The sequence below is a fragment of the Azohydromonas lata genome (assembly GCF_034427735.1).
Lineage (GTDB): Bacteria > Pseudomonadota > Gammaproteobacteria > Burkholderiales > Burkholderiaceae_C > Azohydromonas > Azohydromonas lata.
Genome location: NZ_JAXOJX010000032.1, coordinates 37,621 through 60,429, shown reverse-complemented (window position 1 = coordinate 60,429; position 22,809 = coordinate 37,621). Strand labels below are relative to the sequence as shown.

General features: G+C 70.4%; 17 protein-coding genes. 2 read left to right on the top strand and 15 right to left on the bottom strand.

What is annotated here, in order from left to right; genetic code table 11:
* Positions 1-2: 2 nt before the first annotated feature.
* From SM757_RS18780 to SM757_RS18730, 11 genes are all read right to left on the bottom strand, one after another.
* Positions 3-1,304 carry an efflux RND transporter periplasmic adaptor subunit gene (locus SM757_RS18780; RefSeq protein ID WP_407655779.1) on the bottom strand — a complete coding sequence of 434 codons (1,302 nt, stop codon included), beginning with the start codon at positions 1,302-1,304 and terminating at the stop codon, positions 3-5.
* 391 nt (positions 1,305-1,695) lie between these two features.
* Positions 1,696-2,886 (bottom strand): nicotinate phosphoribosyltransferase, encoded by a 1,191-nt coding sequence (gene pncB / locus SM757_RS18775; RefSeq protein WP_322466661.1) that lies wholly within the window; start codon positions 2,884-2,886, stop codon positions 1,696-1,698.
* Positions 2,887-3,188: 302 nt separating this feature from the next.
* A complete protein-coding gene (locus SM757_RS18770; protein WP_407655778.1) occupies positions 3,189-4,088 on the bottom strand; it encodes a peptidylprolyl isomerase in 900 nt (299 codons plus the stop codon).
* A gap of 27 nt (positions 4,089-4,115) precedes the next feature.
* Positions 4,116-4,919 (bottom strand): respiratory nitrate reductase subunit gamma, encoded by an 804-nt coding sequence (gene narI, locus SM757_RS18765; protein WP_322466660.1) that lies wholly within the window; start codon positions 4,917-4,919, stop codon positions 4,116-4,118.
* On the bottom strand, positions 4,916-5,617 hold the full coding sequence (gene narJ / locus SM757_RS18760; RefSeq protein WP_322466659.1) for a nitrate reductase molybdenum cofactor assembly chaperone: 702 nt from the start codon (positions 5,615-5,617) through the stop codon (positions 4,916-4,918). Before narJ ends, narI begins: the two co-directional genes overlap by 4 nt.
* A gap of 17 nt (positions 5,618-5,634) precedes the next feature.
* Positions 5,635-7,167 carry a nitrate reductase subunit beta gene (narH, locus tag SM757_RS18755; RefSeq protein ID WP_322466658.1) on the bottom strand — a complete coding sequence of 511 codons (1,533 nt, stop codon included), beginning with the start codon at positions 7,165-7,167 and terminating at the stop codon, positions 5,635-5,637.
* Positions 7,168-7,197: 30 nt separating this feature from the next.
* Positions 7,198-10,980, bottom strand: a complete 3,783-nt coding sequence (locus tag SM757_RS18750) for a nitrate reductase subunit alpha (RefSeq protein ID WP_322466657.1) — start codon at positions 10,978-10,980, stop codon at positions 7,198-7,200.
* Positions 10,981-11,045: 65 nt separating this feature from the next.
* Positions 11,046-12,470: a NarK family nitrate/nitrite MFS transporter gene (locus SM757_RS18745; protein WP_322466656.1), complete on the bottom strand. Its 1,425-nt coding sequence runs from the start codon at positions 12,468-12,470 to the stop codon at positions 11,046-11,048.
* A 103-nt stretch (positions 12,471-12,573) separates the two neighbouring features.
* Positions 12,574-13,863 carry an MFS transporter gene (locus tag SM757_RS18740; RefSeq protein ID WP_322466655.1) on the bottom strand — a complete coding sequence of 430 codons (1,290 nt, stop codon included), beginning with the start codon at positions 13,861-13,863 and terminating at the stop codon, positions 12,574-12,576.
* A 177-nt stretch (positions 13,864-14,040) separates the two neighbouring features.
* Positions 14,041-15,258 (bottom strand): ABC transporter permease, encoded by a 1,218-nt coding sequence (locus SM757_RS18735; protein ID WP_066332877.1) that lies wholly within the window; start codon positions 15,256-15,258, stop codon positions 14,041-14,043.
* Positions 15,255-15,956 (bottom strand): ABC transporter ATP-binding protein, encoded by a 702-nt coding sequence (locus tag SM757_RS18730; RefSeq protein ID WP_407655781.1) that lies wholly within the window; start codon positions 15,954-15,956, stop codon positions 15,255-15,257. Before SM757_RS18730 ends, SM757_RS18735 begins: the two co-directional genes overlap by 4 nt.
* 94 nt (positions 15,957-16,050) lie before the next feature.
* Between SM757_RS18730 and SM757_RS18725 the strand changes: the two genes are divergently transcribed.
* Positions 16,051-16,578 carry a sterol desaturase family protein gene (locus SM757_RS18725; protein ID WP_322466653.1) on the top strand — a complete coding sequence of 176 codons (528 nt, stop codon included), beginning with the start codon at positions 16,051-16,053 and terminating at the stop codon, positions 16,576-16,578.
* Positions 16,579-16,603: 25 nt separating this feature from the next.
* On the opposite strand, the gene SM757_RS18720 is transcribed toward SM757_RS18725, so the two are convergent.
* The 4 genes from SM757_RS18720 to SM757_RS18705 are packed head-to-tail and all read right to left on the bottom strand — an operon-like array spanning position 16,604 to position 21,591.
* Positions 16,604-17,632, bottom strand: a complete 1,029-nt coding sequence (locus SM757_RS18720) for a phytoene/squalene synthase family protein (RefSeq protein WP_322466652.1) — start codon at positions 17,630-17,632, stop codon at positions 16,604-16,606.
* Complete coding sequence (locus SM757_RS18715; protein WP_322466651.1) at positions 17,629-19,113, bottom strand: phytoene desaturase; 1,485 nt, start codon at positions 19,111-19,113, stop codon at positions 17,629-17,631. The genes SM757_RS18720 and SM757_RS18715 overlap by 4 nt, the downstream gene beginning before the upstream one ends.
* Positions 19,110-20,315, bottom strand: coding sequence for a lycopene beta-cyclase CrtY (gene crtY / locus SM757_RS18710; RefSeq protein WP_322466650.1), 1,206 nt, complete (start codon positions 20,313-20,315; stop codon positions 19,110-19,112). Before crtY ends, SM757_RS18715 begins: the two co-directional genes overlap by 4 nt.
* A complete protein-coding gene (locus tag SM757_RS18705) occupies positions 20,305-21,591 on the bottom strand; it encodes a glycosyltransferase (RefSeq protein WP_066332894.1) in 1,287 nt (428 codons plus the stop codon). The genes crtY and SM757_RS18705 overlap by 11 nt, the downstream gene beginning before the upstream one ends.
* A 240-nt stretch (positions 21,592-21,831) precedes the next feature.
* On the opposite strand from SM757_RS18705, the gene SM757_RS18700 reads away from it, so the two are divergent.
* Positions 21,832-22,809, top strand: coding sequence for a polyprenyl synthetase family protein (locus SM757_RS18700; RefSeq protein ID WP_322466649.1), 978 nt, complete (start codon positions 21,832-21,834; stop codon positions 22,807-22,809).

Below are 22,809 nucleotides of genomic sequence, written 5' to 3'. Positions count from 1 at the left end.
TGTCAGTTGGCGGCGGTCGTCGCGTTGACGCCGGAAGCGGAAGAAGCAGCGGCCGCGGGCGCGGCGCCGGCACCCGAGGTCGGCGCGCCGGAGGCGGCACCGGCCAGCGCGCCGGGGACGCCGGAAGCCGGCGCCGACGCGGCCTCCGCCGGCACGCCGCGCGCGGGCGCGCCCGGGCGCACCTTCTGCAGCCCGTCCACGATGAGCTTGTCGCCCGGCTTGAGGCCGTCGGTCACCAGCCACTGGTCGCCCACGGAACGGTCCACCTTGAGCGGACGCGGCTGCACCTTGCCGTCGTCGCCCAGCACCATGGCCAGGGCGTTGCCCTTGGGGTCGCGCGTGACGGCGCGCTGCGGCACCAGGATGGCCTGCTGCGTCGTGCCCTCGTCCAGCAGCGCGCGCACGTACATGCCCGGCAGCAGCGTGCCCTTGGGGTTGGGGAAGACAGCGCGCAGCGTGACGTTGCCGCTGGTGGGGTCCACGGTGGCCTCGGCGAACTTCAGCGTGCCTTCCACGGGGAAGGTGCTGCCGTCTTCGAGCTGCAGCTTGACGCGGGCGCGGTTGCCGTCCAGGCGCTGCAGCTTGCCGGAAGCAAAGGCCCGCTGCAGTTGCAGCAGCTCGGCGCTGGCGCGCTGGATGTCCACGTAGATGGGGTCGAGCTGCTGCACGGTCACCAGCGGCGCGGTTTGCGTGGCGGTGACGAGGGCGCCCGGCGTGACGGTGGAGCGGCCCGCGATGCCGGAGATGGGCGCGCTCACGCGGGCGTAGTCGACGCGGATCTGCGCCGTCTTCACCGCCGCATTGGCCGTGGCCACGTCGGCCTTGGCCTGCAGCAGCTGGGCCTGCGCATCGTCGCGGGCCTGCTTGCTCACGGCGTCGATGGTGACCAGCTCGTCGTAGCGGCGCGCGCGCAGGTCGGCCGTGGCGAGATTGGCCTGCGCCTTGGCCAGCGTGGCGCGGGCACTTTCCAGGTCGGCCTGCAGCGTGGCGGGGTCGATCTGGTAGAGCGTCTGGCCCGCCTTGACGAAGCTGCCTTCCTCGAACAGCCGCTTCTGGATGATGCCGCCCACCTGCGGCCGCACCTCGGCCACGAGGTAGGGCGTGGTGCGCCCGGCCAGCTCGGTGCGCAGCGTCAGCGGCTGAGCCTGCACCGTCATCACGCCCACTTGGGCCGGCGGCGGCGTGGCCGGCGCGGCGGCGGGCTGTTCCTTGGAACAGCCCGCCAGCATGACGACAGCCGTGCAGGCCAGCGCCAGCAAGGTGGTGGAAAAAGTGAGGCGGTAAGGAGGACGCAGCATGTGCATGGCGTAAGGAGTGGCAACGCGGGCGCGAAGCACACCCGGAATGGTTTTTACTGAATGAACGTTCATTCTACGGGTTTTGCCGGCATGTTGCAGCGCAGCAGTGGTGCTCCCACCACGCCGAGGCGCTGGGAACCCGCGAAAGTGCATGCGCGCAGGGCTGCGGCAGGCGTCGGCAAGGCCGCGCGGGGGCGCGCGAGGCGTTACGCCGCCGGCAGGACAACGGCCCGGGCATGCGGCACCGCCCCGCGGCTGCGCACGGAGAACGGCACCAGGATGGGACGTGCAAAGGACAGGGCTGCGGCGCAAGGCGGGCAGCCGCCGGGTTCAAGGCCCAGCGGCGCGCAGCAAATGAAGTGCCTTGGTGGCGACGGCCGGACGCGGCCAGCCGGCGTCAGGCCGCCGGGGCGTCGAAGACCTGGCGCAGGTAGGCCAGGAAGGTGGCGTCGGTGGCCAGCGTCTTGCCCGGCGAGTCGGAGAGCTTGGCCACGGGCTGGCCGTTGCAGCGCACCAGCTTCATGACGATGTTCAGCGCGGGCAGGCCCAGGTCGTTGGTCAGGTGCGTGCCGATGCCGAAGCCGCACTGCGTGCGGTCGGCGAAGTGGCGGTACAGGGCCAGGGCCTTGTCCACGTCCAGGCCGTCGGAGAAGACCAGCCGCTTGGTGCCGGGGTCTATGCGCAGCTTGTCGTAATGGGCCAGGGCCAGCTCGCCCCACCAGTAGGGATCGCCGGAGTCGTGGCGCAGGCCGTCGAAAAGCTTGGCGAAGTAGAGGTCGAAGTCGGAGAGGAAGGCGCGCATGCCCACCACGTCGGTCAGCGCCGTGCCCAGGTCACCGCGGTACTCCTGCACCCAGTCTTCCAGCGCGGCCTTCTGGTGGTCGCGCAGCCGCACGCCCAGCGCCTGGTACATCTGCAGGTACTCGTGGGCCATGGTGCCTATGGGCACGAGGTCCAGTTCGGCGGCCAGGAAGACGTTGGACGTGCCCTTGAAGTACTGCGGCACGGCGCGCCGGAAAGCGTCCACCACCTCGCGATGCCAGGGGCCGCTGAAGCGGCGGCGTATGCCGAAGTCGAACAGGTCGAAGGGATTGCGGCGCTTGGGCTCCGCGTCGAAGGCCTGCAGCGTTTCAAGCTTGGCGCGCAGGCGGCGCCGGCCTTCGGCCAGCGCCGGTTCGGCGTCGAAGCGGCGGTAGTGCAGCTCGCTGACGATGGCCAGCACGTAGATCTCGAACGCCATCACGTGCACCTGCGGGCCCTCGGCGACGATGTGCAGCTCATCGCCGTCGGCCCAAGCCCGGATGAACTCGCGCTGGAAGCGGAAGATGCGCAGGAAGTCCACGAAGTCCGGGCTGATGTAGCGTAGCGAGCGCAGGTAGGCCAACTCGGCCTTGCTGAAGCTCAGGCTGCACAGCGCGTCCAGTTCCTGCTCGACCTGCGGCAGCAGCGCGCCCAGGTCGGCGCTTTCGCGGTTGCGGCACACGAAGTGGTATTCGGCCTGCGTGCGCGGGTGCCGGTGCAGCATGGCCTGCCACATCGTGAACTTGTAGAGATCGGTCTCCAGGAGGCTGTGGATGACGGGGGACATGGAAACTCCAGCGCAGGGCAGGCGGTGCCGGCGCAGCCAGTGACACGTCTCAGCACGCCGCCTGCCCGGGGAAAGCCATCAAGGGCCCCAAAAAGCCCACCCGCGGCGACAGCGCTTGCACAATCAGGTTGACATAATCCCCATTGCCGATATTCAGCGTGCCGTCCGCGCCCTCAACTGTCTCACCTCGAAGGCCCGCCGGTGAGCTTGATGGGGCGGCGCGGGCGCCACGGCTTCATGCCATGGCCGGGCGCGCCGTTAGCCCAAGGCCCGCGGTGGCCTGTACCGCGACCCGGCCGTGCTCATTGCACCAGCGGCGTATCGGCCCCGTCGAGGCTGACATGCGCCAGCTCGGCCGTGCCCGCCAGCCGTTGCAGGTACTGCCGCAGCGCCAGCACCCAGGCGTGCTGCCGCATGGACTGGGCCACCGCGGCGTGCACCTGCTCGAACGGCGGCGGATCGCCCAGCTCCCGCTTGAGCACCTCCACCACGTGCAAGCCATGCCGGCTGTGCACCAGGCGCGGCAGCACGCCGACCTCGGCGTGGCCAAAGATTTCCTTGCCGAGCTCCGGCACCACGTCCGCCGCGGTGAGCTCGCCCAACGCGCCCCCGTGCGCGCCGCTTGGGCAGTTGGACAGCTCGGCGGCGGCCTTGCCGAACGCGCCGTCCTGCGCCGAGGCGCAGCGCAGCTCCAGCAGCAGCGCCTCGGCGCGCTTGCGCAGCGCGTTGAGGTCCACGCCCGGGGTGACGGCGAACAGCACATGGCGCAGCGCCACACGCTCCGGCCCGCCGAAGCGCCGCGGCTGGGCCGCGTGGTGGCGGCGGCACGCGGCCTCGTCGATGACGGGCAGTTGCAGCGCGCGCTCCAGCAACGCCTCTATGGCCAGCGACGCCGCGGCGCTCATGCTGCCGTCGAGCTGCGGCACGTCCGCCGCGTCCAGCAAGCCGGCGCCCAACGCCGCCTGGCGCAGCAGCTCGCTGTACGCACGCTGGCGCAGCGCCGCCTCCTCCGGCCGCTGTCCCGGCGCATGCAGCGCGATGCCGTTGACGCGGGCCACGGGCCTGTCAGCCTCCACCGGTGGTGGCACGGCCAGCATGGCGGCCACGGCCTCGTCCATCACTTCAGACTCGCGCGCCTGAAGGCGCGCGCCGCCACAACTGCATCCGCAGCCGTCGCCTGAGTTGCCTGCACATCCGCTCATGGTGGGCTCCTTGGTTGCGGCCTGGTTTCAACCCCGTCCGTGCGACGGCTGCACGCTGGCCGGCGCGGCACTGCCGTGCACGCTCACGGCCGGACGGCCCACGGTGTTTTCCAGCGTGCGGCGCGGCGCCAGGTGGCCCGCCGGCAGGTTCAAGCGCCGGCTGCGCACCACCTGGTACGGACGCAGCACGTAGGCCACCGAGGCCAGCCCGCTCCACACGTGCACCAGCCGCGTGAAGGGGAACACCAGGAACAGCGTCATGCCCAGGATCATGTGCAGCTTGAACACCCAGCCCACCGAGGCCAGCTCCGCCCCGTCCACGCGCAGCGTCACCACGCGCTGCGCCCAATCGGAGAGCACCAGCATCACGCTGCCGTCCAGGTGTTGGGCGGAGAACGGAAGGCTCGCCAGGCCCAGCGCCAGTTGAATCCACAACAGCACCAGCAGCACGATGTCGCTGGTCTTGGACGTGGCGCGGATGCGCGCGTCGGACAGCCGGCGGTTGAGCAGGATGTTCACGCCGGTGAAGGCCAGCAGCCCGGCGATGCCGCCGCTGGCCATGGCGATCATCTGCTTGGTGCCCGCACCCATGAGATGCTCATACAGCGCGTGCGGCGTGAGCATGCCCACCGTGTGGCCGAACAGCAGAAACAGCACCCCGGCATGGAACAGGTTGCTGCCCACGCGCAGGCTGCCGCCGCGCAGCAGTTGCGAGGAGTCGCTCTTCCACGTGTACTGGTCGCGGTCGAAGCGGATCAGGCTGCCGACGAGGAAGACGGCCAGGCAGAGGTAGGGATAGAGGCCGAAGAAGAAATGGTCCAGGGCTTTCATGCTTGCGCTCCTTGGGCGGGTGCCGCGTGGGCGGCGTTCTTGCGCACGACGTGTATGGGCTGGGCTTGGCCGGGCGCGGACTGCCCGCGCGTGCTGCAGCCGTCAAAGGCGGGCGGCTCGGCCCAGGCCTCGTCCAGGGGCTCGTCGGCCTGCACCGCCACGGCCTGCGGCTTCTCGCCGGCCAGCTCCAGCACGGCACCCAGCACGCAGGCGTAGGGGCTGCCGCGCTGGAGCAGCGCGCTGAAGACGGCATTGAGGATGTGCGCCATCTCGCCCAGGAACTCCCGCGCCACCGCCGGCGGCTGCGTCGAGGCGAATTCCAGCACCACGCCCAAGTGGTCGGGCAACTCCTCGTCGCCCAAGTACAGGCCGGCGCGCTCGTAGGTCTGCAGCAGGTCGATCATGGCCGGGCCGCGTTCGCGCGAATCGCCGTGCACGTGCTCGAACAGGTGCAGCGAGGTGGCGCAGCCTCGGTCGAAGGTCTCGACGTAGCGCTCCTCCAGCTCGTAGGCGTCGCCGCGCTGCAGGCCCGCCATGAGCGCGCGCAGCTCGTCGCGGCGCGCCGCGGGCAGCGCGCCCTCCTCGTCCAGGGCCTGCGCCAGTTGCGGCAGCGCGGCGCGAAGCTCGGCGCCCGGGTAGCCCAGCAACGCCGCGAGCACGCGGGCGGTGAGCCGGTGGTTCCTAGCCTTGTTGAACATCGCTTGCTCCCCTGGCCTCAGACGCTGGCCTGGATGGGAATGGTGCGGCGCTTCTTGGCGCCGAACAGGCTGGTTTCGCCCGCGCCGTCCGAGCAGCCGTTGCCGAAGCTGAAGCCGCAGCCGCCGCGCACGTCAAAGGCGTTCTCGGCGTACTCGCGGTGCGCCGTCGGGATGACGAAGCGGTCTTCGTAGTTGGCGATGGCCATCACCTGGTACATGGCCTCGACCTCGGCGCGATCCAGGCCGACCTGCGCGAGCACCGACAGGTTCTCGCGCCCCTCCACATGCTTGTCGCGCTGGTAGGCGCGCATGGCCAGCATGCGCTCCAGCGCGCGCACCACGGGCTTCTCGTCGCCGGCCGTCAGCAGGTTGGCCAGGTACTGCACGGGGATGCGCATCTGCTGCACGTCCGGGATCTGGCCATTGGTGCCCAGGTGCCCGGCCTGCGCGGCGGACGTGATGGGCGACAGCGGCGGCACGTACCACACCATGGGCAGCGTGCGGTACTCGGGGTGCAGCGGCAGCGCCACCTTCCACTCCACGGCCATCTTGTAGACCGGGCTCCTGCGCGCGGATTCCAGCCACGCCTCGGGGATGCCGTCGGCGCGGGCCTGCTCGATCACGCGCGGGTCGTCGGGGTCCAGGAAGATGTCGAGCTGCGCCTGGTAGAGGTCCTTGTCGTGCTCGATGCTGGCGGCCTGCTCGATGCGGTCCGCGTCATAGAGCAGCACGCCCAGGTAGCGGATGCGGCCCACGCAGGTCTCGGAGCACACCGTGGGCTGCCCGGCCTCGATGCGCGGGTAGCAGAAGATGCACTTCTCGGCCTTGCCCGTCTCCCAGTTGTAGTAGATCTTCTTGTAGGGGCAGCCGGAGACGCACATGCGCCAGCCGCGGCACTTGTCCTGGTCGATGAGGACGATGCCGTCCTCCTCGCGCTTGTAGATGGAGCCGGACGGGCACGATGCGACGCAGGCCGGGTTGAGGCAGTGCTCGCACAGCCGCGGCAGGTACATCATGAAGGTGTTCTCGAACTGGCCGACGATCTCCCTTTGCGCCGCCTCGAAGGTCGCGAGGTTCGCGTCCTTGCTGCGCTTGGCGAACTCGCCGCCGAGGATCTCCTCCCAGTTCGGCCCCCATTCGATCTTCTGCATGCGCTGGCCCGTGATCAGGCTGCGCGGGCGCGCCGTGGGGGCGGCCTTGCTCTCCGGCGCGGACTGCAGGTGGTCGTAGTCGAAGGTGAAGGGCTCGTAGTAGTCGTCGATCTGCGGCAGGTTGGGGTTGGCGAAGATGCGCATGAGCAGCTTCCACTTGCCCCCCTGGCGCGGCTCGATCGAGCCGTCGGCGTTGCGACTCCAGCCGCCGTTCCACTTGTCCTGGTTCTCCCACTCCTTGGGGTAGCCGATGCCGGGCTTGGTCTCGACGTTGTTGAACCAGGCGTATTCCAGGCCCTTGCGGTTGGTCCAGACGTTCTTGCAGGTGACGGAACAGGTGTGGCAGCCGATGCACTTGTCCAGGTTCAGGACCATGCCGATCTGAGCACGTACTTTCATGTCGGTACTCCGTTTCTTCCCGGGTGCGGGTCAGGCGTGTGCGGCCGCAACGGGCTCGTCATCCAGCCAGTCCACCTTGGCCATCTTGCGCACCACGACGAACTCGTCGCGGTTGGTGCCTATGGTTCCGTAGTAGTTGAAGCCGTAGCTGTACTGGGCGTAGCCGCCGATCATGTGCGTGGGCTTGGTGACGATGCGCGTCACCGAGTTGTGTATGCCGCCCCGCGTGCCCGTGATCTCCGCCCTGGGCGTGTTGATGATCTTCTCCTGCGCGTGGTACATGAGCGTCATGCCCTCGTTGACGCGCTGGCTCACCACCGCACGCGCGGCGATGGCGCCGTTGGCATTGAAGAGCTCGACCCAGTCGTTGTCCACGATGCCGGCCTTCCTCGCGTCCACCTCGCTGAGCCAGATGACCGGGCCGCCGCGGTTGAGCGTGAGCATCATCAGGTTGTCGCTGTACGTGGAGTGGATGCCCCACTTCTGGTGCGGCGTGATGAAGTTGAGCGCGATCTCCTTGTTGCCGTTGGGCATGCGGTCCATCACCGGGCTCACGGCCTTGAGGTCCACGGGCGGACGGTAGGCCACGAAGCCTTCGCCGAAGGCGCGCATCCAGTCGTGGTCCTGGTAGAACTGCTGCCGCCCGGTGAGCGTGCGCCAGGGAATGAGCTCGTGCACGTTGGTGTAGCCGGCGTTGTAGGAGACCTTCTCGCTTTCCAGCCCCGACCACGTGGGCGAGCTGATGATCTTGCGCGGCTGCGACTGGATGTCGCGGAAGCGGATCTTCTCGTCCTCGCGGTGCAGCGCCAAATGCGCGTGCTCCAGGCCCGTCTGCTTGGAAAGCGCGTCCCACGCCTTGACGGCGACATGGCCGTTGGTCTCGGGCGCCAGCATCAGCACGACCTCGGCGGCGTCGATGTCGGACTCGATCTTCGCCATGCCCCTGGAGACGCCGCTGTCCTGCACCACGCCGTTGAGCTCGCGCAGCTGGGCCACTTCGTCCTTGGTGTCCCAGCCTATGCCCTTGCCGCCGTTGCCCGCCTTCTCCATCAAGGGGCCCAGCGCCGTGAAGCGCTTGAAGGTGTTGGGGTAGTCGCGCTCGACCACGGCGATGGACGGCGCCGTCTTGCCGGGGATGAGCTCGCACTCGCCCTTCTTCCAGTCCTTCACGCCGAAGGGCTGCGCCATCTCGGCGGCGGTGTCGTGCATCAGCGGCGTGAGCACGACCTCCTTCTCCACGCCCAGGTGGCCGACGCAGACCTCGCTGAACTTCTTCGCGAAGCCCTTGTAGATCTCCCAGTCCGACTTGGCCTGCCACGCCGGGTCCACCGCCGTCGAGAGCGGGTGGATGAAGGGGTGCATGTCGGAGGTGTTGAGGTCGTTCTTCTCGTACCAGGTGGCCGTGGGCAGCACGATGTCCGAGTACAGGCAGGTGGTGCTCATGCGGAAGTCCAGCGTGACCACCAGGTCCAGCTTGCCTTCAGGCGCCTGGGCGTGCCACTTCACCTCGGTGGGCTTGGCGTCGTCCGCGCCCAGGTCCTTGCCCTGCACGCCGTGCGTGGTGCCCAGCAGGTGCTTGAGGAAGTACTCGTGGCCCTTGCCCGACGAGCCCAGGATGTTGGAGCGCCACACGAACATGTTGCGCGGCCAGTTGTCGGGGTGGTCCGGGTCCTCGCAGCTCATCTTGAGCGAGCCGTCCTTGAGGCCCTGGACCACGAAGTCCTTGGCCTCCAGGCCCTGGGCCGCCGCCGCGGCGGCCAGCGTCAGCGGGTTGGTCTGCAGTTGGGGCGCGGAAGGCAGCCAGCCCATGCGCTCGGCGCGCACGTTGTAGTCGATCAGGCTGCCGCCGAATTTGGCCTTGTCGGCCAGCGGCGAGAGGATCTCGTCCACGCCCAGCCGCTCGTAGCGCCACTGGTCGGTGTGGGCGTAGAAGAAGCTGGTGGAGTTCATCTGGCGCGGCGGGCGCAGCCAGTCCAGGGCGAAGGCCAGGGCCGTCCAGCCCGTTTGGGGCCGCAGCTTTTCCTGGCCGACGTAGTGCGCCCAGCCGCCGCCGCTTTGGCCGATGCAGCCGCACAGCATGAGCATGTTGATCACGCCGCGGTAGTTCATGTCGGCGTGGTACCAGTGGTTCATGGCCGCGCCGATGATGATCATGGACTTGCCATGCGTCTTGTCGGCGGTGTCGGCGAACTGGCGGGCGACGGTGATGGCCTGCTCGCGCGGCACGCCGGTGATCTTTTCCTGCCACGCGGGCGTGTAGGGATGGTCGTCGTCGTAGCTCTGGGCCGCGTTCTCGCCGGGCAGGCCGCGCGCCACGCCGTAGTTGGCCGCCAGCAGGTCGAACACCGTGGCCACCAGCGCGCTGCGCTGCTCGCCCGCCTTGCCCAGGCGGATGCGCTGCACCGGCACGGCGCGGCGGATCACGTCGCCGGCGGACTTGTTGGCCGTGAAGTGCGGCGTGTCCAGGCCGCCGAAGTACGGGAAGGCGACCAGGGCGGTCTCGGCCTCCAGGCCGTCCACGCCCTCGCCTTCCAGCGCGGAGAGCCTGAGCTTCACGGCCTGGCCGTGGCGGGCTTCCTTGGCCTCCAGGTTCCACTGGCCCTGGGCCTTGCTCCAGCGAAAGCCGATGGAGCCGTTGGGCAGCACGACCTTGCCGGCCTCGTCGATGGCCACCGTCTTCCACTCCGGGTTCTCGGCCTGGCCGAGGTGGCCGTTGAAATCGCTGGCACGCAGGTAGTGCGCGGGCACGAGCGCCGTGGAGCCGTCCGCGAGCGCCTGCTCTTCGAGTTGCACCAGCAACGGCAGGTCGGTGTAGCGGCGCGCGTAGCCGTCGAAGTACGCGCTGCGCTTGTCAAAGTAGAACTCCTTGAGGATGACGTGGCCCATGGCCATGGCCAGCGCCGCGTCGGTGCCCTGCTTGGGGTGCATCCACAAGTCGCACAGCTTGGCGACCTCGGAGTAGTCCGGCGTCACCGCCACCGTTTTCGCGCCCTTGTAGCGGACCTCGGTGAAGAAGTGCGCGTCGGGCGTGCGCGTCTGGGGCACGTTGGAGCCCCAGGCGATGATGAAATTGCTGTTGTACCAATCGGCCGATTCCGGCACGTCGGTCTGCTCGCCCCAGGTCTGCGGGCTGGCGGGCGGCAGGTCGCAATACCAGTCGTAGAAGCTCATGCACACGCCGCCGATGAGCGAGAGGTAGCGCGAGCCCGCCGCGTAGCTGACCATGGACATGGCCGGTATGGGCGAGAAGCCGATGATGCGGTCCGGCCCGTGCTTCTTGGCCGTGTAGACGTTGGCCGCGGCGATGATCTCGTTGACCTCGTCCCAGGTGCTGCGCACCATGCCGCCCAAGCCGCGCTGCTGCTGCCACTCGCGCCGCGCATCGCTGTTCTCCACGATGCTCGCCCACGCATCCACCGGGCTCTGGGCCACGGCGCGCGCCGCTCGCCAGTGCTTGAGCAGCCGGCCGCGCACCATGGGGTACTTCACGCGGTTGGCCGAGTACAGGTACCAGCTGTAGCTGGCGCCGCGGGCGCAGCCACGGGGCTCGTGGTTGGGCAGGTCAGGCCGCGTGCGCGGGTAGTCGGTCTGCTGCGTCTCCCACGTGACGATGCCGCCCTTGACGTAGATCTTCCAAGAGCACGAGCCCGTGCAGTTGGTGCCGTGCGTGGAGCGCACGATCTTGTCGTGCTGCCAGCGGGCGCGATAGGCATCCTCCCAGGTGCGGTCTTCGCCGGTGGTGACGCCGTGGCCGTCGGCGAAACCCTCCTTGGGCTGGGAGAAGTGCGTGAGTCGGTCAAGGAAGTGGCTCATGTCTCGTTGCTCGTGTAATGCGTGGGAATGCGACGCGAGTCGTGGAGGGCGCCTTCGCGCCGGCCTCAGCAGGGCATCTCGGCGTGCTTGCGGGCGTAGAACCACCAGGTGATGGCCACGCACAGAACGTAGAAGCCGATGAAGCAGTACAGCGCCGCCTCCGGGCCGCCGGTCAGCGAGATGGAGGTGCCGTAGCTCTTGGGGATGAAGAAGCCGCCGTAGGCCCCGATGGCGCCGGTGAAGCCCAGCGTGGCCGCGCCCTCGGTGTTGCCTTCCTTGGTGGCGCGGGCCACGGCCACGGCGTCATGGCGGTCCACGCCGCGCAGGGCCTGGTTCAGGAAGATCACCGGGATCATGCGGAAGGTGGAGCCGTTGCCAATGCCGGTGGTCATGAACAGCACCAGGAACATGGCGAAGAAGCCGGTGAAGCTGCCGCCCACGCCATTGGTGGGCAGGAAGTGCAGCACGCCCACCACGGCCAGCGCCATGACGGCGAAGTTCCAGACGGTCACGCGGGCGCCGCCCAGCTTGTCGGCCAGCCAGCCGCCCACGGGGCGGATGAGCGCGCCGGTCAGCGGGCCCATCCAGGCGTAGGCCAGCGGGTTCACGCCCGGGAACTGGCTCTTGATCAGCAGCGGAAAGCCCGCGGCGTAGCCGATGAAGGAGCCGAAGCAGCCCAGGTACAGCACGCACATCAGCCAGTTGTGCTTGCGGCGGAAGATGGCGGCCTGCGCGGCGAAGGAGGCCTTGGCGTCGGCGATGTCGTTCATGCCGAACCAGGCGGCCACGGCTGCCAGCGCGATGAACGGCACCCAGATGAAGGCGGCGTTCTGGGCCCACACGGTGGAGGCGGCGCCGTTCTTCATGATCTGCTGGGCCTCGCCGCCGATGGCGCCGAACAGGCCCAGGGCGATGACCAGCGGCGACAGGAACTGCACCACCGACACGCCGAGGTTGCCCAGGCCGGCGTTGACGCCCAGGGCCGCGCCCTTCTTCTCCTTGGGGAAGAAGAAGCTGATGTTGGCCATGGACGAGCTGAAGTTGCCGCCGCCCAGGCCGCACAGCAGCGCCAGCAGCAGCATGGTGGGGTAGCCCGTGGTGTTGTCCTGCACCGCGAAGCCGATGCCCAGCGCGGGAATCAGCAGCGAGGCGGTGGAGATGGCCGTCCAGCGGCGGCCACCGAACACCGGGACCATGAAGGAATAAAAGATGCGCAGCGTGGCCCCGGAGAGCGCGGGCGCCGCCGCCAGCCAGAAGAGCTGGTTGGTGGAGTACTGGAAGCCCAGCGAGGGCAGGCTCACCGCCACCACGCTCCAGACCTGCCAGATGGCGAAGGCCAGGAACAGCGCGGGAACGGACAGCCAGAGGTTGCGGCGGGCAACGGCTTCGCCTTCGCGCGACCAGAACGCCTTGTCTTCAGGCGCCCAGTGCTGGAGCGTGCGGCCCTGCCGTGCACCCAGTGCGACGGCGGAGGGAGAGGTGGAACTCATGAGGGTTCTCCGTGTGTGACGGAAGAAGAAAAGAGGTGGCGTCGCGCGCGGGGGGGTGGGAGAAGGACAGTGAGATGCGCGCGACGCCGGGGAACTTCGAGGCTCAGGCCGCGGCGCTGCCCAGCACGGGGCGGCTGCGGACCTCGGTGAAGTACATCCAGATCAGCGACACCCAGACCACGCCGTAGAGCAGCATGAAGGCGCTGGAGCGCACGCCGGTGAGGTCCATGAGCGCGCCGAACAGGATGGGCAGCAGGAAGCCGCCCATGCCGCCGGCCAGGCCCACGATGCCGCTGATGGCGCCGATGTTGGTCGGGTAGTCGTTGGCGATGTACTTGAAGACGCTGGCCTTGCCGAACGCGAAGGCCACGCCCAGCACCGCCATCAGCCCCGTGAAGGCATAGACGTTCAGGCCGATGTGGAAGGTGGCCGGGCCGTTGACCGTGAGCACCGTGAAGTCGGTCTGCGGGTAAGACAGCGCGAACAGGCAGATCCAGCTCACCCACATCACCCACCAGGTGACGGAGTGGGCGCCGTACTTGTCGGAGAGCCAGCCGCCGATGGCGCGCAGCACGCCGCCGGGCAGCGAGAAGCAGGCCGCCAGCAGCGCCGCGACGCGGATGTCCAGCCCGTACTCGCCCACGTAGTACTGCACCATCCACAGCGACAGGCCCACGTAGCCGCCGAACACGATGCTGTAGTACTGGCAGTACTTGAGCACGCGCGGGTCCTTGAGCGCCTGCAGTTGCTCGCGGAACGAGGCCTTGCTGGTGACCAGGTGCGCCGGGTCGGAGCGGCTGAACAGCCAGAACAGCGCCACGGTGCCCAGCATCACGGCCGCGTACACCTGCGGCACCATGGCCCAGCCGGCGGCCACCACGATGGCCGGCGCGATGAACTTGTTCACCGCCGCGCCGGAGTTGCCCGCGCCATAGACGCCCATGGCGAAGCCCTGGCGGTTCTTGGGAAACCAGCGCGCGACGTAAGGCGTGCCCACCGAGAACGAGCCCCCGGCCAGGCCCACGAAGAGGCCGATGGCGATGAAGTGCCAGTACTGCGTGGCGTAGGCCATCAGGAAGATGGCCGGGACCGTGGACGCCATGAGCAGCGTCATGACGATGCGGCCGCCGAAGCGGTCGGTCCAGATGCCCAGCGGCACGCGCACCAGCGAGCCGGTGAGCACGGGCGTGGCGGTGAGCAGGCCGAACTCGGTGGCGTTGAGGTTGAGTGCCTTCTTGATGGGGATGCCGATGACGCCGAACATCATCCAGACCATGAAGCACACCGTGAAGGCCAGCGTGCTGACCACCAGCACCGACAGCGCCTGGCGGCTGCGGGTGGCCGCGGCGTCACGCTGTGATGCGACCGCGGCGGTGGTGACGGGTACAGCCATGAAGCTCCCCTCTTGTTGACATGGGGAGGAGTTTTTCGTTATTTGCCCGTTGCGCCCATCCATCCGACGGCCAGTCGGCGCCGTCGCGAAGGAGGATGGCGGCTCATCCCCAGGAACGAGCCGCCGCGGGCGCGGCATCGTTCGAAAGGAGTATTGGGCCGTGCCGGCCCGCCGGCCTCAGACGTGCGCCAGCGCCTCCACGATGGGCTGGCGCACCGCGCGGCGCGCCACCCAGGCCGAGGCCAGCATGGACAGCAGCGCCATGGTCAGCACCGTGCTGAGCACGGGCCACGCCTCCAGGTCGATCTGCAGCGGATAGCCCACGCTGTGCCCGGGCGGCGGCGGCATCTGCACGGGGAAGATCCGCAGCAGCGTGGAGATCGCCACCGCCGCCGCCGCGCCAAGCAGCGCCCCGGCGCCGCCCAGGATGAGGCCCTCCAGCGCCAGCGCGGTGAGCAGTTGCCGCGGCAGCGTGCCCAGCGCGCGCAAGGTGCCGATCTCGCGCGTGCGCTCCACCACGGCGCTGGCCATGGCGTTGGCGATGACGACGACCACGATCACGAAGATCACCAGGCCCATCACGCCGAAGATGCGGTGGTAGAGCGCGCGCACGCTGTCGTAGAAGCCGGCCTGCGCCTCCCAGGTGCGCACGGTGAGCGACGGCAGGCGCTCGGCCAGCCGCGCCTGCGCCGCCGCGACGTCCTCCATGCCGCGCAGGAAAACCGAAAGCACGGAGACGCGCTGCGTCTGCAGCAGCCGCTGCGCGGTGGCGAGGTCGGTGTAGAGCAGCCGCCGGTCCAGGTCCGGCACGCCGGTGGAGATCACGGCCCGCAGCTTCACCGCCGCGGACTCCAGCGTGCCGCGCGTGCCCGTGGCCATGAGCGTGAGCGCGGCGCCGGGCTCGGCGCGCAGCGTGCGCGCCAGCTCCGCGCCCAGCAGCACCCAGCCGCCCTCGCCGCCTTCACCACCTGCAGGCATGGCGCCCTGCACCACGCGCAGGAAGTCGCCCTTGGCCTGCGCCTCGGCCGCGGCGTCCATGGCGATGGCGGCCATGCCGACGGACTTCTCGCCGTTGCCCACCAGCCCGCTGAACTCCACGCGCGCGAGCACGTGGCGCACGGCCGGGTCGGCCAGCAGTTGCCTGCGCAGCGCGTCGGCGTCGTCCAGGCCATGCTCCAGGGGCACGGCCTCGTCGAGCTCGAAGTGTCGCGGGGTGCCGACCACCAGATGGCCGCTGTCGCGCACGGCGGCCTGCGCCAGCGCGTCATAGGTGTAGAGCGCAAAGCCGCCAGCCAGCAGCAGCGCCGCCGTGCCCAGCGCGGTGATGAACAGGGCCACCGTCGAGCGGCGGCGGTTGCGCAGCACGTTCTGCGCGGCAAAGGTGAGCCACCTCATGCGGCGCTCCGGGCGTTGACGGGCACGGCCGCCGGCGCGCCCTCGATGCGGCCGTCCAGCAGCCGCACGATGCGGTCGCAGCACCGCGACAGCCGCTCGTCGTGGCTGGCGAAGAGAAAGGTCACGCCGTCCTCGTGGCAGCGCTCGCGCATGAGGTCCAGCACGGCCTCGGCGGTGTGCGAGTCCAGGCTGGCCGTGGGCTCGTCGGCGATCACCAGCGCCGGCCGTTTCACCAGGGCCCGCGCAATGGCCACGCGCTGGCGCTGGCCCCCCGAAAGCTCGTCCGGCCGGTGGCGGGCATGGGCGGCCAGGCCCACGGCGTCCAGCGCCTGGGCGACGCGGCGGTCGCGCTCGGCCTGCGGCACGCCGGCCAGGAACAGCGGGTACTCCACGTTCTGTGCGGCGCTCATGACGGGCACCAGGCTGAAGCCTTGGAAGACGAAGCCCAGCAGGTCGCGCCGCAGCAGCGCGCGGTGCCGTTCGCTCAACCGGTGCACCGGCTCGCCTCTGAGCAAAACATTGCCGGCGTCGGGCAAATCGATGAGCCCGCACATGTTCAGCAGCGTGGTCTTGCCGCTGCCCGACGGGCCGGTCAGCGCCAGCATCTCGCCGGCGCGCAGGTCCAGGTCCACGCCCTGCAGCGCGGGCACGGTATGCCGCCCAAGGCGGTAGCTCTTGCGCAGTCCGCGCAGCGTCATCACCAGCGGTGCGGTCACAGCGTCAGCCTCCTCGTCGCGGTAATCTGCCGCTTGCAGGGCAGGCGCCTTGCCCACCATCCAACCATCATCCCGCATGGCCATGCTTTTGAACGTCGCCATCGTCCTGCTGACCATCGTCGCCATGGAATTCTTCGCATGGTGGGTGCACCGCCACGTGATGCACGGCATAGGCTGGGGCTGGCATGCCTCGCACCATGCGCCACGCCAGGGCCTTTTCGAGAAGAACGATTTGTATGCGCTGGTGTCGGCGGGCATCGCCATCGCGCTGATCTGGGTCGGCATGCAAGGGCACGCCGTGCCGCTGTGGGTGGGCGTGGGCATGACGGCTTACGGCGTCCTGTACTTCATTGCCCACGACGGGCTGGTGCACCAGCGGTGGCCGCTGCGCATCACGCCGCGGCGCGGCTATTTCAAAAGGCTTTACCAGGCGCACCGGTTGCACCACGCGGTGAGCAGCCGCGATGGCGCGGTGTCCTTCGGCTTCCTGTGGGCGCCGCCCCCGCAGCGGCTGCGCGAGGAGCTGCAAAGGCTGCGGGCGCAGCGCGAAGGCGCGGGCAGCCGCGAGCCGGCGTCCTCTCCCTCCTCCACGGCGCCGCGCTGAAGCCGGCGCCGCGGTGCGCCCAAACTCAGGCGCGCTGCGGGCGTTGCCAGAGGGTGGCGGGCCGCGGCGCTGCCGGCAGCGCCCGCATGGCCAGCGCCACGGCCATGCCGCGCGCCACGAACCAGGCTTTCTCGGCGCTGCTGGTGCGGGCGCGCGTGTCCCAGGCCTGCGGGCCGCGCGCATGCACCTTGCGGCCGATTTCGCGGTACACGTCGCGCGCCGTGGCCACCGACCAGGCCGAGCGCACCGGCAGCGCCGCCAGCCCCGCGCGCGCCGAGGCGTAGTAGGGATCGGCCGCGGCCAGCAACCGCGCCGCGACGCCGGCCAGCGCCTGGCGGTGGCGCGGGTCACACACCTCGTCCGCCGCAACGCCGGCCGTGTGCAGCCACTGCAGCGGCACGTAGATGCGGCCGATGGCGGCGTCCTCCACGATGTCGCGGGCGATGTTGGTGAGCTGGAAGGCCAGGCCCAGATCGCAGGCACGGTCCAGCACGGCCGCATCGCGCGCGCCCATCACGCGGGCCATCATCAGGCCCACCACGCCGGCCACGCGGTAGCAGTAGAGCAGCGTGTCCGCCAGCGTCTCGTAGCGCGAGCCTTCCACGTCCATGCGAAAGCCGGCCAGGTGCTCCAGCGGCAGCGCGGGAGGAATGCCGTGCTGCCGCACCACCTCGGCCAGCCCGTCGAAGGCCAGGATGCCGCTGCGCCGGCCGGCGCAGGCGCGGCGGGTGAGCGTTTCAAGCTCCTGCAGGCGCTGCAGGCTGTGGTCGCGTCTGCCCTCGCGCTGGCCGTGGCCGAGCTGCTGGCCGTCGATCACGTCGTCGCAGTGGCGGCACCAGGCGTAGAGCATCACGGTGCTGCGGCGCGTGCCGGGGTCGAACAGCCTGGCCGCGGCGGCAAAGCTGCTGGAGCCGGCCTGGATGACCTGCCGGCCATGGCTGCCGGCGTCCACGGCCGGTGGCGTCAGCGGCGATGGCGGCTTGCGCATGGCCGTGAGGCGCAGCAGCGCGCGGCGGGCGCGGTCGGCGGTGGCGGTGTGTCGGATCGCGCTCATGCCATGTCCTCCAGCATCAGCCCTGCCGTCGCCTTGGCCGAGCCCACCACGCCCGGCACGCCCGCGCCCGGGTGCGTGCCCGCACCGGCGATGTAGAGGTTGGGGATGACGGCATCGCGGTTGTGCGGCCGGAACCACGCGCTTTGCGTGAGCACCGGCTCCAGCGAGAAGGCCGAGCCGAGATGGGCATGGAGCTCGTCGCGGAAATCGGCCGGCGTGAAGATGCGGCAGGTCACCAGGTCGCCGCGCAGCCCCGGCATGTGGCGCTCCTCCAGGTACTGCAGGATGCGCTCGCGCATGCGCGGGCCCTCCACGCTCCAGTCCACCGGCGCGTGGCCCAAATGCGGCACGGGCGCCAGCACGTAGTGGCTGCCACAGCCCGGCGGCGCCAGCGAGGGGTCGGTGACGCAGGGCGAATGCAGGTAGAGCGAAAAATCGTCGGGCAACGGCCCGGCGAAGATCTCCTTGATCAGCTCGCGGTAGCGCTGGCCGAAGCACACCATGTGGTGGCGCAAGTGCGCGTGGTGGCGGCGCAGGCCGAAGTGGATGACCAGCAGCGACATGCTGAAGCGCTTGCCCTTGAGCGCCTTGGCCTGCGCCACGCCGCGCGGCTCGTGGCCCAGCAGGCGCTCGTAGGTGTGGACCACGTCGGCGTTGGAGGCCACGCGGTCCGCCGCCAGCCGCTCGCCGCCGCGCAGCACCACGCCGCAGGCCCGCCCGTCGCGCAGCTCGATGCGCTCCACCGGCGCGTTCAGCCGCACCGTGCCGCCCAGGTCCTCGAACAGTTTTACAAGCGCCCGCACCAGGGCGCCGGTGCCGCCGCGCGGGAACCACACGCCCCACTGCCGCTCCAGCGCGTGGATGAGCGCATAGATGGAGGACGTGGCGAAGGGATTGCCGCCCACCAGCAGCGAGTGGAACGAGAACGCCTGGCGCAGATGCTCGTCGTGGATGAAGCGCGCCACCATGGCGTACACGCTGCGCCAGGCCTGCAGCCGCATGAGCTGCGGCCCGGCGGCGGCCATGGAGCGAAACGAGAGAAACGGCACCGTGCCCAGCTTGAGGTAGCCCTCGTTGAACACCTCGCGCGAGTAGTGCAGGAAGCGCTGGTAGCCCTCCACGTCCTGCGGGCAGCGCTGCCGGATCTGCTCGTCCAGCCGCGCCTGGTCGTTGTCGTAGTCGAAGAAGGAGCCGTCCTCCCAGCACAGCCGGTAGAAGGGCGACACGGGCAGCAGCTCCACGTAGTCCTTCATCCGCCGGCCGCTGAGGGCGAACAGCTCCTCCAGCGCCGACGGGTCGGTGATGACCGTGGGCCCGGCGTCGAACGTGAAGCCCTGGTCCTCGTAGACGTAGGCGCGGCCGCCGGGCTTGTCGCGCGCCTCGACCAGCGTGGTGTGGATGCCGGCGGACTGCAGCCGCACGGCCAGCGCGATGCCGCCGAAGCCCGCGCCGATGACCACCGCACGGCGCTCCCCGCTCATTGGTGCACCTCCACGCGGCCGGACGACGGCCGGTCCAGCGCCGCCCGCAGCGCCGCGCCCAAGGGCACGGGCGGCTTGCCCGCGACGATGCGCAGCTTGTCCAGCGGATGGAGTTGCGCGGCGTAGAAGCGCGCGATGAGCGATTCCGGCAGTCCGTAGAAACGTTGCATGACCTTCCAGCGCTGGTGAGGTTGAGCCGAACGGAACAGCATGCGGTTGAGCAGGCGGAAGAAGCCTCTCGCGCGCCAGCGCTCCTGGGCGTGGCGGCGCACGGCCTGGAACAGGGCCGCCGCCGACAGATCGGATTGCACGGCCAGCAGTTCCGCCAGCGCCACGGCGTCCGGCAGGGAATAGCCCGTGGTGGGATGAAACAGCCCGGCCGCCAGGCCTGAGCAGGGCACGCCGGCGGCCTCACGCCAGAAGGCCTGCACGTCGCCGGAGAGGACGATGGGCAGCACGCCCTGCTCCTCGCGCAGCACGCGGCGCACCTGCCAGCCGTGGCGCTGCACGTAGCGGGCAATGCGCGCGCGCAGCACCGGCACGTCCAGCGTGGTCGCGTCGGCGTAGTAGGTGTCCTCCACCAGCAGCGTGGTCGCGGTGAAGGGCAGCACGTAGACGAAGCGGTAGCCGTCGTGCTGGTCCACGCCGGCGTCCATGAGCAGCGGATGCGCGAGGCCGTGCGGCTCGCGCAGCTCCAGCTCCTGGCCCAGGAATTTCTGATGGCCCAGCGACAGCGCCGGGCTGCGGCGCAGGCCGCGGCCGTCGATGACCGCGCCCGCGCGCAGCACGCCTCCGTCGGCCAGCCGCACCTGCGTGGGCGTGAGCGACGCCACCGGCACGCCGTAGCGCACCCGGTTGCCCAGCGCGGCCGACAGTTGCGCGTGGAAACGGTCCGAGGTGAGGCTGGCATAGCCGCCGCGCAGCACGCGCCGGCATTGCGGGAAGACGACCTCGTGCGCGTCCCAGCGGTGGGCCACCAGCGGCGCTATCCACGCGCGCTGCGCCGCGCTCAGGTCCGTGGGGTGGAAAGACCAGGTGTGGTTGCCGCCCAAGGTGGCGCCGGCTTCGAGCAGCAGCACGTGCACGTCCGGCCGCGCCTGCCACATGCGCCAGGCGATGAGGCCATTGGCCAGGCCGCCGCCGACGAGGATCACGTCCGCATCCAGCGCCGAACCCAAGGACAACGCGTGTTCAGCCGGCAAGCCGCACCTCCGCGGGCGATGGGAGCCCGAAAATCTGTTCCATGAGCGTGACCGCCCGCACGGCGCCGCCGGCGGTGGCCACCTCGGCGCCCAGCCTGCGCGCGTTGGCGCGGAAGGGCGTGTCCGTGAGCAAGCGCTGCAAGCGCCGGCGAATGGCCCCCGCCGTGGCCAGCCGCGGCGACAGGCTCAGGCCCGCGCCCGCGTGCACCAGGCGCGCCGCGGCGCCGGGGTGGTCGAAGGCGATGGGCAGCGCCAGCATGGGCGTGCCGGCCACCAGCGCGTCCAGCACCGTGTTGAGCCCGCCGTGGCTGACCACCGCATCGGCGCGCGCCAGCGCCGCGCGCTGCGGGGCGAAATCCGTCACCCAGGTCGCGCCCGCGGCCCGCACGGCTTCCACCTGCGCCGCGTCCAGCCAGCCGCAGTGCGCCAGCAGCAGTTGCGCATCCAACTCGCGGCAGGCGCGGGCGATGCGCTGGAACAGCGCCAGGCGCCCGCCCTGCATGGTTCCCAGCGAGGCGAAGATGAAAGCCTTGCCGTCGCGCACGGGCAGCACCAGCGGCGGCTCGTCCCGCGGCGGCGGGCGCAGCGGCCCAACGGCGTGAAAGCACGGCGGCAATTGGGTGCGCGGGAAATCGAAGCCCGGCGTGGTCTGGCTGATCTGCAACTGCGTCGAGAGGCACTGCGCCAGGTGCGTGCGCGGCGGCAGGCCCAGCAGCCGGGCCGACTCGGCGATGGCCCGGGCATGCGGCGCCATCATCCAGTCGTAGACGCGCGTGCTGGCCTCGTTGCGGTGGCGGGCGCGCTCGCTGTCCTCGTAGCGCCAGGGCATGACGGGCAGCGGCACCAGCGGCTCGCGGTTGACCGGCAGCGCGCAGGCCACGGACACGCAGGGTAGCCCCAGCGACTCGGCCAGCAGGCCGCCGGCGGCCTCCATCTGGTCGGCAACGACCACCTGCGCCCCGGCTTGCCGCAAGGCTTGCCGGCCGTGGCGGCACAGCAGCGCGGTGCCCTCGGCCATGTCCTGGATCACGCGGCGCAGCCCCCAGGGCGTGCCGGGCCGCGCCGCGCGCGCAGCCACTTCGGACAGCGGCCGCTTGGGCTCGTCGCCCCGGCCCACGGGCTTGAAGCCAATGCGCTGGTCACTGATGAGCGCGCGCACCTCGGGGCGGGCGATCCACGTCACCTCATGGCCCCGGCGCAACAGCTCGCTTGTTAAACCTTCGAGCGTGCGCACGTGGCTCAGGAAGGGCGGCGCGATGACGGCAAAGCGCGTCATGGCGGGCAGCGGCTGGATGCTTGAGAAATCAAGCGCATGTGCGCAGTGGAAGCCATAGCGACCCCTTCATGCCATGTCCCCGGCTGATGAACGTGCGGCGGCCCACGCCGCCTCCAAGGTCCCGGGAACGCGGCGGCGCGCCGCCTGCTCTAAAAAGACCGTCCCGGGTGCCGCCCGGGAGCAAGGCACGCGCCGCCCTGGGTTGGCGCGGGCGTTTCCTCACCAGCCTTTGCCCAAGCCATGACGCTTTCCGCCGCAGACCCGATGGTGTTCCTGCCCGCCGTGGACGACCCCGTGCTGTCCGGCCTGCGCTCGGGTTTCGAGGCGCACCTGGCCGCAGCGCTGCCCAAGCCGCGCGACGCCGCCGACCTGGTGGTGGCGGCCATGCGCGAGGCCGCGCTGTCGCCGGGCAAGCGCATCCGGCCGCTGCTGCTGCTGGCGGCCACGCACGCGCTGGGCCGGCCGGCGTCCTCGGTGATGGACGCGGCCTGCGCGCTGGAGCTCGTGCATGCCGCCTCGCTGGTCATGGACGACTTGCCTTGCATGGACGACGCCAGCCTGCGCCGCGGCCGGCCCACGCTGCACCGCCAGTTCGGCGAGGACGTGGCCTCGCTGGCGGTGATCGGCCTGCTCAGCCAGGCCTTCCGGCTGGCGGCCGCCTCACCGGCGCTGGAGCCCGGCCCGCGTGCGCGGCTGACCGTGTTGCTGGCCGACGCCGTGGGTTGCCAGGGGCTGGTGGGCGGCCAGTTGCGCGACCTGCGCTGCACCGAGGGCGCCCGCACGGCGCGCGACGCCGCGGTGGTCAACCGCTGCAAGACGGGCGCGCTGTTCCGCGCCGCGCTCCAAGGCGCGGCCATCGCCGCCGGCGCGCAGGCCGACGTGCAGGACGCGCTGGGCCGCTGCGCCGACGACATCGGCCAGGCCTTCCAGCTCCTGGACGACTTGAAGGACGACGGCGCCCTTGCGCCCACCGGCAAGGACACGCACCAGGACGAGGGCAAGACCACGCTGCTGTCCCTGCTCGGCCGCGACACCGCGCGGCGCCGGCTGCAGCGCCACTTGCTGCGCGTGGAGGACGCGCTCACGGCGCTGTTCCCGCAGGAGGACGTGGTGCTGCGGCTGCTGCGGCGGGGGTGCGGGTTTGACGCGCTGGGCCAGGCCGGCGCACGCCGCAGCGGCGCGGCCCCGCCTCAGGGCAGCGCGGCCGCCGCGGGCTGA